13 protein-coding genes are annotated in these 13,439 nt (G+C 66.8%); 3 read left to right on the top strand and 10 right to left on the bottom strand.

Features of this window, described 5'->3' with window-relative positions:
• Position 1 precedes the first annotated feature (1 nt).
• From F9K07_RS21760 to F9K07_RS21730, 7 genes are all read right to left on the bottom strand, one after another.
• Entirely contained in the window at positions 2-742 is a 741-nt protein-coding gene (locus tag F9K07_RS21760; protein WP_159595405.1) for a glycosyltransferase, read from the bottom strand.
• A 76-nt stretch (positions 743-818) separates the two neighbouring features.
• Positions 819-2,153: a TolC family outer membrane protein gene (locus F9K07_RS21755; protein ID WP_159595404.1), complete on the bottom strand. Its 1,335-nt coding sequence runs from the start codon at positions 2,151-2,153 to the stop codon at positions 819-821.
• An 82-nt stretch (positions 2,154-2,235) separates the two neighbouring features.
• Positions 2,236-2,586 (bottom strand): rhodanese-like domain-containing protein, encoded by a 351-nt coding sequence (locus F9K07_RS21750; RefSeq protein WP_159595403.1) that lies wholly within the window; start codon positions 2,584-2,586, stop codon positions 2,236-2,238.
• A 13-nt stretch (positions 2,587-2,599) separates the two neighbouring features.
• On the bottom strand, positions 2,600-3,298 hold the full coding sequence (locus F9K07_RS21745; protein WP_159595402.1) for a protein-L-isoaspartate O-methyltransferase family protein: 699 nt from the start codon (positions 3,296-3,298) through the stop codon (positions 2,600-2,602).
• Positions 3,299-3,349: 51 nt separating this feature from the next.
• A complete protein-coding gene (locus tag F9K07_RS21740; RefSeq protein ID WP_159595401.1) occupies positions 3,350-6,523 on the bottom strand; it encodes an efflux RND transporter permease subunit in 3,174 nt (1,057 codons plus the stop codon).
• 13 nt (positions 6,524-6,536) lie between these two features.
• Positions 6,537-7,688 carry an efflux RND transporter periplasmic adaptor subunit gene (locus tag F9K07_RS21735; RefSeq protein WP_159595400.1) on the bottom strand — a complete coding sequence of 384 codons (1,152 nt, stop codon included), beginning with the start codon at positions 7,686-7,688 and terminating at the stop codon, positions 6,537-6,539.
• Positions 7,689-7,695: 7 nt separating this feature from the next.
• Positions 7,696-8,376 (bottom strand): TetR/AcrR family transcriptional regulator, encoded by a 681-nt coding sequence (locus tag F9K07_RS21730; protein WP_159595399.1) that lies wholly within the window; start codon positions 8,374-8,376, stop codon positions 7,696-7,698.
• Positions 8,377-8,518: 142 nt separating this feature from the next.
• On the opposite strand from F9K07_RS21730, the gene F9K07_RS21725 reads away from it, so the two are divergent.
• From F9K07_RS21725 to F9K07_RS21715, 3 genes are all read left to right on the top strand, one after another.
• Entirely contained in the window at positions 8,519-8,848 is a 330-nt protein-coding gene (locus F9K07_RS21725) for a polyhydroxyalkanoate granule-associated phasin (protein ID WP_442907448.1), read from the top strand.
• A 166-nt stretch (positions 8,849-9,014) separates the two neighbouring features.
• Positions 9,015-9,746: an aminoglycoside phosphotransferase family protein gene (locus F9K07_RS21720; protein WP_328793994.1), complete on the top strand. Its 732-nt coding sequence runs from the start codon at positions 9,015-9,017 to the stop codon at positions 9,744-9,746.
• A gap of 243 nt (positions 9,747-9,989) precedes the next feature.
• Complete coding sequence (locus tag F9K07_RS21715; protein ID WP_328793993.1) at positions 9,990-10,253, top strand: helix-turn-helix domain-containing protein; 264 nt, start codon at positions 9,990-9,992, stop codon at positions 10,251-10,253.
• Between the two features lie 29 nt (positions 10,254-10,282).
• Here the strand turns inward: F9K07_RS21715 and F9K07_RS21710 are convergent, their stop codons facing one another.
• Genes F9K07_RS21710 through F9K07_RS21700 form a run of 3 tightly spaced genes read right to left on the bottom strand, consistent with a single transcriptional unit; the run spans position 10,283 to position 13,432 of the window.
• On the bottom strand, positions 10,283-10,705 hold the full coding sequence (locus F9K07_RS21710) for a Zn-ribbon domain-containing OB-fold protein (protein WP_159595397.1): 423 nt from the start codon (positions 10,703-10,705) through the stop codon (positions 10,283-10,285).
• Positions 10,702-11,871, bottom strand: coding sequence for a thiolase domain-containing protein (locus tag F9K07_RS21705; protein ID WP_159595396.1), 1,170 nt, complete (start codon positions 11,869-11,871; stop codon positions 10,702-10,704). Before F9K07_RS21705 ends, F9K07_RS21710 begins: the two co-directional genes overlap by 4 nt.
• A 10-nt stretch (positions 11,872-11,881) precedes the next feature.
• Positions 11,882-13,432: an AMP-binding protein gene (locus F9K07_RS21700; protein ID WP_159595395.1), complete on the bottom strand. Its 1,551-nt coding sequence runs from the start codon at positions 13,430-13,432 to the stop codon at positions 11,882-11,884.
• Positions 13,433-13,439: the final 7 nt, after the last annotated feature.

Genomic DNA, 13,439 nt, shown 5'->3' with positions numbered 1-13,439 from the left:
CTCAGCGCCAATGGTCGGACACCCATTGGGCGGGCAGCACGCGGCGGTACCACTTGCCGCTCACGCCGGCGATCACGTCCGGCGGGTTGGGTTTGCCGTGGAACACGATGATCTTTGCGCCCGCTGGAATGGTGGGCGGCGAGAACCAGCCCATGAGACCGCGGCGCATGCAGTGGCGCTTGAAGCTGCGGCACCAGGCCTCGGGCCAGTAGCTCACCTTGCCCTGCTGGTTGAGGAAGCCGGTGATGTATTCCTGCTCGTTGCGCACGTCGGCGATCGACTGCGGGTAACCGTTTTTCAGGTGTTCCAGCGCGTCGGTGTGCGCGCCGATGGTGAAGCGGTAGCACGAGGTGTTGCCCGTGCCGTCCTTCTTGTCCCATTCCTTGATGACGATGAACTCGCCCGGCTGTTCGAAGAATTCGTCCAGGCTGCCGACGATCACGATGTCCAGATCCAGGAACAGCGTGGGGCCGGTGAGGTCGTACAGCGGCTCGGTGAAGCTGGTGAGCTTGAGCCAGCCGTGGCCGAAGCTCCAGGGCTTGCGATGGTCGAACTCGTCAAAGCCCACCATGGGAATCGGCTTGACCTCGACGCTCGGGTCGATGCCGGCGCCGTCGTCGGTCAGGCAGACGAAACGGAAGGGCCGGTGCAGGTGCCGCGACACCATGCTGTGGAGTTTGTTGACGTAGTCGGGGCCGTATTTCTTGCCCCATTTGATGCACAACACGTTGACGGTTTGCATGGCTTCCTCTGATGCGGTGCACGGGGGTGGGCTGGCGCGCACCCGGCGGTCGAGTGTAGCGGAGCGCCTGGATGGTCTATTTGGCGAGCAGCGCGTCGATCGGCCGCAGGTCCTCGGGCAGCAGCGAGCCACTGGCCTGGCGCAGGCGCAACTGGTTCACCAGCACGTCGTAGCGCGCCTGGGCCAGGTCGCGCTTGGTCTGGAACAGCTGGCTTTGCGCGTTGAGCACGTCGATGTTGATGCGCACGCCCACCTGGTAGCCCAGGCGGTTGGCGTCCAGCGCGCTCTGGCTGGAGGCCTCGGCGGCTTCCAGCGCCTTCACCTGGCCTTGGCCCGAGACCACGCCCAGGTAGGCGCTGCGCGTGGCCAGGTCGACGTTGCGCCGCGCCGCTTCCAGGTCGGTGCGGGCCTTGTCTTCCAGCGCCAGCGTTTCCTTCACGCGGTTCTGCACCGCAAAGCCGGCGAACAGTGGCAGGTTGAATTGCAGGCCCACACTGGCGGTGTTGGTGCGCACATTGCCCGCGGTGACGGGCAGGACGGTGGACGGTCCCTTGGCGACCTGGTACTGGCCCACGAGGTCCAGTGTGGGCTTGTGCCCGGCTTCGGCCTTGCGGGTTTCGAGTTCGGCGATGTCCAGGTTGCGCGTGGCCTGCAGGATGGCCGGGTGCGTTTCGGCCGTGCGGTTGACCCAGGCCTGCGGGTCGGCCGGCGTGAGTTCGGGCAGCGCGACCGGCGCGGCCAAGGGGCGCGGCGACACGCCGCTGCGGCCCACCAGCTGGTCCAGCGCGAGCTGCTTCACGCGCAGCTGGTTGGCGGCGGCGATCTCGCGCGCCTGCACCAGGTCGTATTGCGCCTGGGCTTCGCGCGAATCGGTCACCGTGGCGTTGCCGACCTCGAAATTGCGCTTGGCGGCCGCCAGCTGCTCGGCCACGGCGGACTTCTGCGCCTGCACGAAAGCCAGCGTGTCCTGCGCGGCGAGCACGTCGAAATACGCCTGCGAGCTGCGCACGATCAGGTCCTGCTCGGCCTGCACCAGGCGCGCCTGGGCGATGTCGGTGCTGAGCACGGCCTGGTCGTTGGTGAGCTTGTTGATCGGGCGGTACAGCGGCTGGCTGGCCGAGAGTGTGGCGCTCTGGTTGTTGCTGTTGCCATCGAGTGCGCTGTATTGCGGCACCTCGCGCCGCGCCCAGTTGGCCGCCACGCCCAGGCCGGCCTGGGGCAGCAGGCCGGCGCGCGCCTGCGCGGCCTGGGCCAGGCTGGCGTCGTACTGCGAGCGGGCAGCGAGGTAGGTGGCGTCGAAGCCGCGCGCGGCTTCGTAGAGCTCGACCAGGCTTTGTGCCTGCGCGCCGCCGACGAAGAACGGACCCGACATGGCCAGCACCACGGCCAGGGCGCGATGGCGCGGTGCCATCGAGCGGTTCGAGGTGCAGGGGAGGCGTACGGTCGGGGCAGCGTTCATACGGGGGTCTTCAAAGGGCGTAGGCCGGGACGGGTCAATAAACAGGGACGCCAGGGTCGCGCTCCGCCGACCACGCGTGGATGCCGCCGTGGATGTTCACGACGTGGGTGAAGCCCTGGCCTTCGAGGAACTGCACGACTTGCGCGCTGCGCGCGCCGTGGTGGCACAGGCAGGCGATGGGTCGATCACGGTCCAGCTCGGCAACGCGCGCGGGCACGCTGCGCATGGGCATGGCGACCAGTTCGAAGCCCTCGGGCTTGACCGATGCGGTCTGCAGCTCCCAGGGCTCGCGCACGTCCAGTACCACGGGCAGGGCCTCGGGCGCGTTCGCGTCGGTGTGGTGTTGCAGCCAGTCGCTGAGTTGACCTGGGGAAATGGCGTTCATGGCAGCCTCGTGATCAGAATTTGAAAGGCGAGGGTGCTGGGAAGTTGCGCAGGCGCGGCGCGACCGTGTCCCAAGGCTGTGCGGTCTGGAACGCGGCGTCGCCCGTGCGGGTGACGAAGGTGGCGCGCATCATGGGTTCGAAGCCGACGATGGCGGCCAGGCGGCCGCCCGGGGCCAGCAGGTTGAGCAGCGCGGCGGGGATTTCGGCCACCGAGCCGCTGAGCACGATGGCGTCGAACGGGCCCTCGGCGCCGCAGGCGGCAAAGCCGTTGGCGGTGGCGTCGGCGCAGCGCACCTCGGCGTTGGCGATGCCGGCTTTCTGCAGGTTCTCGCGCGCCGTGCGGGCCAGGGCCTCGTCGATCTCGATCGACACCACGCGCTGCGCCAGGCTGGCCAGCAGGGCGGCCATGAAACCGCTGCCGGCGCCGATCTCCAGCACCTTGTCGGTGGCTTTGAGCTGCAGGTCCTGCAGCAGGCGCGCTTCCACGCGCGGCGCCAGCATGACCTGGCCCTCGACCGCTGGCGAGGTCAGCGGCAGTTCCAGGTCGGCAAACGCCAGTGCCTTGTGCGCGGCGGGCACGAAGTGCTCGCGGTGCACGTGGTTCAGCAGTTCCAGCACGCGCGCGTCCAGCACTTCCCAGGGGCGGATCTGCTGCTCGATCATGTTGAAGCGGGCCTGGTTCAGGCCGAGGTCGGTGGGGGAGGTGGTCATGGCATCAACTCGCTGAAGAACGGTGTTTCTGGAAGGCGGAACTGGACGATTTTAAGGAGTCGGGTCCGCGTGGTGGGTGGGTGGCAGGCCCAAGCGGCGGCGCAGCCAGAGGGTCAGGTCGTCCAGGTAACAATAGACCACCGGCACCACCACCAGCGTGAGCAGGGACGAGGTGATGACGCCACCGATGACGGCCTGGCCCATCGGCGCGCGCTGCTCCGAACCTTCGGTGAGCGCGAAGGCCAGCGGCACCATGCCGAACACCATGGCCAAGGTGGTCATGAGAATGGGGCGCAGCCGCACCTTGGCGGCCAGCAGCAGCGCGCTTTCGCGGTCCATCGGCGGTTGGCCGGCGCGGCCTTCGCGCGCGCGGATCGCGAAGTCCACCAACAGGATCGCGTTCTTCGTCACCAGGCCCATCAGCAGCACGATGCCGATCACCGAGAACATGCTCATGCTCGAGCCGAACATCAGCAGCGCCAGCACCACGCCAATGAGCGTGAGCGGCAGCGAGCTCATGAGCGCCAGGGGTTGCAGGAAGCTCTGGAACTGGCTGGCCAGGATCATGTAGATGAAGATGATCGCCAGCGCCAGCGCCGAGAGCGCATAACCGAACGACTCCTGCATGTTCTTGGTGGAGCCGCCGAACTCGTAGCGGTAGCCGGGCGGGAAGGCGATGCCGTCGAGCACCTGGCGGATCTCGTTGGACACCTCGCCCGGCGAGCGGCCATACACGTTGGCGTTGATCGACACCTCGCGGTTCAGGTTGCGCCGGTTGATCTGGTTCGGGCCGGTGGCGGGCACCACGTCGGCCACCTGGCCCAGGCGCACCACGCGGGCGCTGCCATCGGCTTCGGTGCCGATCACCAGCGGCAGTTGTTCGAGGTCGCTCGCGCGCTCGCGACCGCTGGGGGCGAGGCGCACGTTCACGTCGTAGCTCTGACCGTCGGCCGCGCGCCAGTTGCCCACCGTGGTGCCGGCCACCAGCGTGCGCAGGCTCGCGCCCACGGCGGCCACGCTCACGCCCGCGTCGGACGCCAGTTCGCGCTTGAGGCGCACGTCCACCGTCGGTTTGTTGGGCTTGACGCTGGCATCCAGGTCGACCAGGCCCACGATGGGGCGGATGCGCTCCGTCACCAGTTGCGTCAGGCGCTCCAGCTCGGCCAGGTCGTCGCCCTGTAGCGAGAACTCCACCTGCTTGTTGCCGCCCACCGCGTCGAGCAGGCCGACGTGCGTGACCGTGATGCCGGGCACGCTGCGCAGCCGCTCGCGCAGGCGGGCCGACATGTCCAGGGCACTGAGCGTGCGCGCGTGCCGGTCCGTCAGGCGCACGTAGATGCTGGCGTACATGGCGCCCTGCGCGTTGCCGGTGTTGAGCGTGGACAGGGTGTACTGCACCTCGGGAAATTCGCGCAGGATGGCTTCGACCTCGCGCGTCTTGGCCTCGGTGGCTTCGAGCGAGGAGCCCACGGGGGTGTGAAAGCTCAGCGAGGTTTCCGAGAAATCGGCCGTGGGCACGAACTCGGTGCCCAGCAGCGGCATCATGAACAGGCTGCCCACGAAGGTCGCCAGCGCCACGCCCAGGGTGGCCAGCTTGTGCTTGAGCGACCAGCGCAGCGTGCCCTGGTAGGTGTGGCTCAGGTCGTCCTGCACGCGGTCGAACCAGGCGGTGACGCGGCCGATGGTCTTGTCGTAGACGCTGCGCGGAGCGTTGTTCTTGCCGTGCTTTTCAATTTCGGGGTCGTGCCACACCGAGGAGAGCATCGGGTCCAGTGTGAAGCTCACGAACATGGAGATGAGCACGGCCGCCACCATGGTGATGCCGAACTCGTGGAAGAACTTGCCGATGATGCCGCCCATGAAACCGATGGGCAGGAACACCGCCACGATGGACAAGGTGGTGGCGAGCACGGCCAGGCCGATCTCCTGCGTGCCGTCCATGGCCGCATCAAAAGGCTTCTTGCCCATCTGCACGTGGCGCACGATGTTCTCGCGCACCACGATTGCGTCGTCGATCAGCAGACCCACCGAGAGCGTGAGCGCCATCAACGTGATCATGTTGATGGTGAACCCAAACAGGTTCATGAAGAAAAACGTGCCGATCAAAGCGATGGGCAGCGTAAGGCCAGTGATCACCGTGGAGCGCCACGAGTTCAGGAACAGGAACACGATCAGCACCGTGAGCAGCGCGCCTTCGATCAGGGTCTGCCGCACGTTTTCCACCGACACGCGGATCGGCCGCGAGCCATCGGCGATCTGTTCCAGCCGCATGCCTGGCGGCAGCTCGGCGCCCAGCCCCGCCACGGCCGCCTTGAGACCGTCGGTCACGGCGATGGTGTTCTCGTCCTGCGCCTTCTGCACCTGCAGCAGCAGCGTGCGCTGGCCGTTGTAGAGCGCCAGGCTCTCCACTTCCTGCGTGGCATCGCTCACACGCGCCACCTGGCCCAGCCGCACCGCCTGGCCGCCCCGGCGCGCGACGATGATCTGCTCGAAATCCTGCGGGTTCTGCAGCCGCGAGAGCATTTGCACCACACGCTCGGCCGCGCCGGTTTTCAGCGTGCCCACCGGCAGGTCCTGGTTCTCGTTGCGCACGGCGGTGTTGATCTGCTCGGTCGTCACGCCCAGCGCTTCCATGGCGGACGGGTCGAGCTCGATGTTGATCGCGCGCCGGGTGGCGCCCACCAGGTTCACCGAGCCCACGCCGCGCACGTTCTCCAACCGCTTCTTGAGCACCTGCTCGGCCCACGTCGTGAGCTCGACGGCGCTCGGCGTCTTGCCATCCACTTCTTGCGGGATGACCGCCACCGACCAGATCGAGCGGCTCGCCGGGTCGAAGCGCAGCACGCGCGGTTCTTCCACCTCGTCGCGGAACACCGGGCGCAGGATGGCGATCTTCTCGCGCACGTCCTCGGCGGCCTTGCGACCGTCCACCGTGAGTTGGAACTCGATGATGACGAGCGACTGCCCCTCGTAGCTGCGCGAGGTGAGGGTGTTCACACCGGCGATCGCGTTGACCGCTTCTTCCACCTTCTTCGTCACCTCGGACTCGACGATCTCGGGCGATGCGCCCGGGTAGGCCACCTGCACCACGACCACGGGAAAGTCGATGTTCGGAAACTGGTCGACCTGCAGGCGGTTGAACGAGAACAGACCGAGCACCACGAAGGCGGCCATCACCATGGTGGCGAAGACCGGGTTGCGCAGCGAGACCTGGGTGAACCACATACGCTGGTGCCAATCAGTTCGGGGAGGCCGCAGCGCGCACGGCCGTGCCTTCGCGCAGTGCGCCGGCCTGCGCGCTGAGCACCTGCGTGCCCGCGCTCAGGCCCTTGACCTCCCGCATCGGCTCGGTGCCGCGCAGGCCGGTGGCGCCGCCTTCCACCGTCAGGTGCGCGATCTTGCCCTCGCGCAGCACTTGCACATAGGGCTGCGGCTTGTCGTTGCGCACCGCCGACTGCGGCACCGCCGGCGCGGTGACCGTGCCGGTAGCGATCTGGCCCTGCGCGAACAGGCCTTGGCGCATGCCATCGGCGGGCGGCATGCGCAGGTACACCAGCACGCTGCGGCTGCCGGCCTGCACGCTCGGGTTGATGCGCGAGACCGTGGCCTGCACGGGCTGGCCCAAGCCTTCAACCCGCAGTTGCGCAGCCTGGCCGACCTTCACCGCCACGGCATCGGCCGGGGTGATCGCCGCTTCCATCTCGAAGGCGGAGAGATCGACCACGTCGAACACGCGCGTGTCCACGCCCACGCGTTCGCCGTTCTGCACCAGCCGCGCCGAAATCTGGCCGGTGAGCGGCGAGCGCAGGGTGGTGTCGGCCAGGGCCTTTTTCGCGATGTCCAGCGCGGCGAGCGCGGCCTGGTGCGTGGCCTCGGCGCCGGCCAGGTTGGCGGTGGCCGTTTCCAGCGCCGTGGCCGAGATGAAGCCTTGTTTCACCAGGGCCTGGTTGTTCTCGAACGTGCGCCGGGCAATCGCGGTCTGCGACTGGGCCGATGCGGCCTGCCGCTCGGCCTGGCGCACGCGTGCCTGGGCCTCGGTGCTGTCGATGCGCGCGACCACCTCGCCGGCCTTCACGCTGTCGCCCTCGCGCTTGTTCAGACCCTGGATCTCGCCCGCCGTGCGGGCCTTGATGGCCGCGGTCTGCAGCGCCTGCACCGAGCCGGAAATCGCCACGGTCTGCGTGAGCTCCAGCGCCTGCACCGTCACCACGTCCTGCTCGGAGAGCGTGTACACGGGCGCCGTCTTGAGCGCTTCGGCGGCGGCGCGGGCGTTGTCGGCGGTGGTCTTGCGCTTGTCCAGCGCACGCACGACGCCCAGCGCGATCGCGATCACCAGCGCGGCCAACAGCAACCATTGGATCCAGGTCGAGCGGGAGCGGGCAGCGTTCATGGGCGGGTCAGGGCGTGGGGCCAGGGACGAGCATGCCGTGCAGCAGCAGGTCGACCTGGTTGTCGATGAAGGTGAGCGGTTCGATCTGTGCGGAGGCGGCGCAGCAGGGCGCCATCGAGTGTTTCCACATCAACAGGAAGATCATGGGTGCGATCAGGCTGTACACCGCGTAGTCGAGGTCCAGCACGCGCATTTCGCCCCGGTCCATGCCACGCTGGAGCACGCGGCGCAGCAGCGCGTGGCCGGGCTCGATCACCTCTTGCTGGTAGAAGGCTGCGATCTCGGGGAACATGCCGGCCTCGCTCATCACCAGCTTGGTGATGCCGGAGGCGGGCGTCATGCCCACGCGCTCCCACCAGGTGTGCAGGCAATAGCGCACCAGCTCTGCGCTGTGGCCTTCGAACTGGTCCAGCTCCTCGCTCCATTCGGGAAAGCGCCCGGCGAGGTTCTCGCGCACCACGGCCTTGAACAGTTCTTCCTTGCTGGGGAAGTAAAGGAACAAGGTGCCCTTGGACACGCCGGCGCGGGCGGCCACTTCCTCGACCCGTGTGGCGGCGAAGCCTTTTTCCACGAACAGCTGCAGGGCAGCGTCCAGCAGTTCACCCGGGCGCGCCTCCTTGCGACGGGCGCGGCGCTGGCGCGGCGCGGCGTCGTGGTCGGAGGAAGGGGTGGGTGGGGCGGAAGGCATGGCGTCTGGCTAATGACCGGCGGGTTATTACTGTAACCGAGGCGGCGGGTGGCGTTTGCCATTGCCCTGTGCGCGCTACAGTGGGCGCATGCCCAAAGCCAAACGCCCCCGTTCCACGTCCGCCACGGCCAAGCTCGCTGAAATGTCCGTGGCCGCTTCGCAAGTGATTGCACACCGGGTCACCCGCATGGCGTTGGCCGGGGGGGCGCCGAACGCGCGCGACCGCAAGGAATTCACCGGGATGGTGGTCGAGAAACAGGTCGCCTTTGCGCAGTCATGGATGAACATGTTCGCCGAGGGCGTGCGTTTGCAGCAGCAGCTCGCGTTATCGATGTGGCTGCCGGCCACGTCCCGCCAGCGTTCTGCGCAGGCGAAGAAGGCTGCGTCTCGCATCACCGCTGCGGGGCTTGCGCCCATTCATCGCAAGGCCGTGGCGAATGCGAAACGCTTGGGGCGGACGAAGCTTCGTTGAGCGTGTGGTTCGATGACATTCCAGGTGCGGATCTGCGCCCGTGGTGAGAGACCTATCAGAGCGACTTGCTGGAAGCCTTCGCCACGCAAGCCTGTTCGAACCCTATCTTCAACGCTGGAACGCTCAGCCCGACGGCGAACCCTTCGCCACGCATTCCGGCCACCTGATGCCGGTCCGCCACGATGGCCGCCCTGCCATGATCAAGATCGCACAGCACGTCGATGAGCGTATCGGCGGTGAAGTGATGCGTTGGTGGGAAGGTGACGGTGCGGCGCGCATCTATGCCCTCGACGGGAACGCGGGCGTGATGTTGATGGAGCGTGCCACCGGTCAAAGACGCCTCCTGAACATGGCCATGAAGGGTGAAGACGACGCGGCCACACGCATCGTGTGCCGCACCCTTGAACGGTTGCACCTGAAGCGGTCCACGCCACCGCCCGAGCAATTGCTGCCGCTGACGCGCTTCTTCGAATCGCTGGCACCCATGGCGCGCCGCGAAGGCGGCCTGATGACCGAGTGCGCGGTAGTGGCCGACGAGCTGCTCGCCTCGCAGCGCGAGCACGTGGTGCTGCATGGCGATGCGCACCACAGCAACATCCTGGATTTCGGCGAACGCGGCTGGCTGGCGATCGATCCCAAGCGCGTGACCGGCGAGCGGTGCTACGACCACGTCAACGTGTTGTGCAACCCCGATTTGGAAACCTGTACCGACCCGGTGCGCTTTGCGCGTCAGGTTGACATCGTGGTCGTTACCGCCGGGCTGGATCGCCGTCGTTTGTTGCAGTGGGTGATGGCGCACGCGGCGCTGTCGGCCGCCTGGTTTCTGGAGGATGGCGAGCGGGATCAGGCGGACAAGGAGTTGGTGGTGGCGGGGCTGGCGCGGCAGGCTTTGGATTGAGCTGCTTTCGCTTGTTGCAAGGCCCTCAAAAGCTCCATCGTGAGGCTTTGATGGTGTATCGATAGGGTCCTGAACACCATCAGCAACTGTGTCGCCTCTAGAGCCAGATCTTTTCGAGGCGAAGTGGTCAACGTTTCTTGGTTTCGCGTGCGGCCGTGATGGGTCATGTGATGGATTGTTGATGGTGAAGAGTGGGTGATTCAAAGTGTATGTGGACGATCGTCCGTAGTCAAATCGTCATCAATGAAAAAACATCCCGGGATGCCTTCATCCTCACCCCGGTACGCTGACGATCCATCCCTGGTTGCCTTGGGAGACGCGATTCGCCGGCTTCGCACGGAGCGAAATCTTTCTCAGGAAGAGCTTGCCAATCGCTGCGATATCGATCGCGCGTACATGAGCTCGATCGAGCGGGGAAAGCAGAACCCGGGCGCGATGTCGCTGTTCAAGATCGCCGCCATGCTGGACTTGACGGCGGCGGAGTTGATGCTGGAAGCTCGGCTTTAGAGCGTCGATAAGAGGTCTTGAGCCGGACGTCAATCGGGTGATGATTGTGGGAAAACCTCAAACACCGGCACCATCCGACTCTCAGGCGCTGCGCGGAACGCGACTTGCACCGCCTGCCCGATCTGCAATTCGCCGGGGTCGGTACCGACGATGTTCGTCATCAGCAGGGGGCCATCGTCCAGAGCGACATAGGCCACGACCACCGGTACCGCTGCCTTCCTGTCGACACTGAAGGAATACAGCTGGCCGCGCCCCGTGGAGAGACGCCACACCAGCCGGGATGCCCCGCACAAGGGACAGAACGGTCGTGGGTGCCAGTGGCTGCGCCCGCAGTCCTCGCACCAGGGCAACACCAGTGCACCGCGACGGGAAGCTTCCCAAAAGGGCGCGGTCTCGGGAAATGCCGCCACATACGGATCCGCAAACTCATCAACGATCGACGCCGCGCTCATATGCGCTCCATGATCACTGTCGCATGAGAATGGCCCAGCCCGTGGACGCCGCCCGGCCCGGCCGCGAGCGCCAGGCTGCAGCCGGGCACCTGCAGCGGCGCGGCCGCCTCACCGCGCAACTGCCTCACCGCTTCGATCGCCTTGGTAATGCCACCGCGGTTGGCCGGGTGGTTGTTGCACAGTCCACCACCATCGGTGTTCCAGGCCAGGCGGCCCTGCCCGGCGATCAGGCCGCCGTCTTCGACGAAGCGACCACCCCGACCTTTTTCGCAGAAGCCGAGGTCTTCCAACTGCAGCAACACCATGATGGTGAAGTTGTCGTAGATCGAGGCGTATTGGATGTCCTGCGGTCGCACGCCCGCCTGCTGGAAAGCCTCGGCACCGGACTGCGCCGCGCCGGTCTGCAGCATGTCGCCGTAACCGCCGCCGCTGGTCTTCACCGTTTCGCCGCAGCCCCGCACCCGCACCAAGGGCCGGTCGAGGGATTTTGCGATCTCCCGCCGGGTGATCACCAGCGCCCCGCCACCATCGGTGATGACGCAGCAGTCCAGCCGGTGCAGGGGGTCTGCGACCAGAGGCGAGGCCAGCACCTCGTCCACCGTGACGACGTTCGGCAGCAAGGCATGGAGGTTGTGCTGGGCGTGCACGGAGGCGGCCACCTTGATCCAGGCCAGTTGTTCGGGGGTGGTGCCGTACAGGTGCATGTGGCGCATCGCGAGATTGCCGTAGAGCGTTCCGACGGTCCATCCGTACGCCGCTTCCCAGGCGGCGTTCGGGCGGTCGACCGGCATGTGCCGCCGCTCGGTGCCGGTCCGCTGGCCCGAACTGCGGGGTTTGCCGGCCAGCGTGATCAACGCGACGTTGCAGCTCCCTTGCGCAATCGCCTGGGCGGCATGGCCGATGTGCGACAGGTACGAACAGCCACCGACTTCCGTGCCGTCGACGTGCTTCAAGCGCAGGTTCAGGTAGTCCGCCATGAACGCAGGTGACGCGCCGGGCGCATCGCCAGCACAGAAGTAGGCGTCGACGTCGGACAGCTGCAGACCGGCGTCGCGCAGGGCACCCTGGGCGCACTCCGCGTGCAATTGCGCCACCGATTGGTCGGGCGCGTGGCGCTGTGGATGCTCGAATGCGCCGACGACGAAGGCCTGGCCGGCGTGGGTCATGAAGGCGTCCTCATACCTGGCGCCCTGTGGCGTCCCAATAGCGTTTGCGGATCTCGCTCTTGAGCACCTTGCCCACGGCGCTGCGGGGCAACTGTTCCCACACTTCGATGGATTTGGGTGTCTTCATGCCGCCCAACTGAGCGCGAAAGGTGGCAAGCGCCGCCTGCTCGTCCCAGGCCGCATGGGCCTTGAGTTCCACCACGGCCTTGACGGCCTCGCCCCAGGTCTCGTCGGGAACGCCGATCACGGCGCAATCCGCAATGGCGGGGTGGCCGAGCAACACCTGTTCGATCTCGCTGGGCGAGATGTTGAAACCGCCGGAGATGACGAGGTCCTTCAAGCGGTCGACGACGTACAGGTAACCCTCCTCGTCCCGGTAGCCGACATCGCCGGTGTGCAGCCAGCCGTCTTTCAGCGCGGCGGCCGAGGCTTGCGGATTGTCGTGGTAACCCCCCATCACGAGTTCGCCCTTGACCACGATCTCACCGCGCTCTCCCGTGCCCAGGAAGCGCCCATCGGGCCCCAGGATCTCGACGTCGACAAAGGGGCAAGGCCTACCGCAACTGGCCAGGCGTTCCTCGCGCCGCGCGTCCCCGTGCGTCACGTGCTCCGACGCGGTGAGGCAGGTGATCGTGAGGGGGGCTTCGGTTTGCCCGTACAGCTGCACCATCACCGGGCCAAAAATGCGCAATGCCTGGCGCAGCTTGTGGACCGACATGGGCGCGGCGGAGTAGACCAGGTACCGCAGCGACTTGAGATCCCTGTCTTCGATGCCGGGGTGATCGAGCAGGCGGTAGACGAGCGTCGGGGTGAGGAACAGCTGGGTGACGCGGTAGCGCTCGATCAGCCCCAGGATTTCCGCCGCGTCCGTGGAGCGGGCAATGATGTTCGAGCCGCCGTACATCAAGGTCGGCAGGACGATGGTGCCGGCCGCGTGCGTCATGGGCGCCACCACCAGATGCACCGGGGCTTCCACCACGGGCATGGAAGCGAACCAGTTGGCCAGCATGGCGCGGTACATGCGGTGCGTGGCTTGCACGCCTTTGGGAAGGCCCGTCGTCCCTCCCGTGCCGCGAATGGCGATCACGTCGTCGGGCTGCGCCGTGGGCGGCGGCGATGCGTTGTCGTAGGGCGCTGCCCATGCCTCCAGGCCTTGCACGCCGGCGCAAGGTCCGTCGATGCACACCATGTCCAGCAAAGGCAGCGAGGCCCGCAGCAAGGCGAAGTGTTCCGCGAACGCGCTGTGCACGAAGAGGAACCGGCAGCCGCTGCGCGCGAAGATGTTGATGGTTTCTTCGATCGTGTTGCGGGCATTCACCGGCAGCCACACGCCGCCGGATCGGATCACGCCTAGCACCGCCGGGAAGGTCAGCAGGTGGTTGACGCCGAGCAGGCCCACCTTGTCGCCGCGCTGCACGTCCGCGGCGTGCAGGCCGTTGCAGACGCGGTGGGACAGGTCGGCCGTTTCCCGGTAGGTCAGCGTGCGGCCGTCCGGCTCGACGAAGCAGGGGGCGTGCGGCGCCAGCCGATGGCCGCGTTCGAAGCAGTCGATGAGATGCATGGCGCGC

The organism is Hydrogenophaga sp. BPS33, from assembly GCF_009859475.1.
In the GTDB taxonomy this organism is placed as follows: Bacteria; Pseudomonadota; Gammaproteobacteria; order Burkholderiales; family Burkholderiaceae_C; genus Hydrogenophaga.
This window is presented reverse-complemented; position numbering and strand designations above follow the sequence as displayed.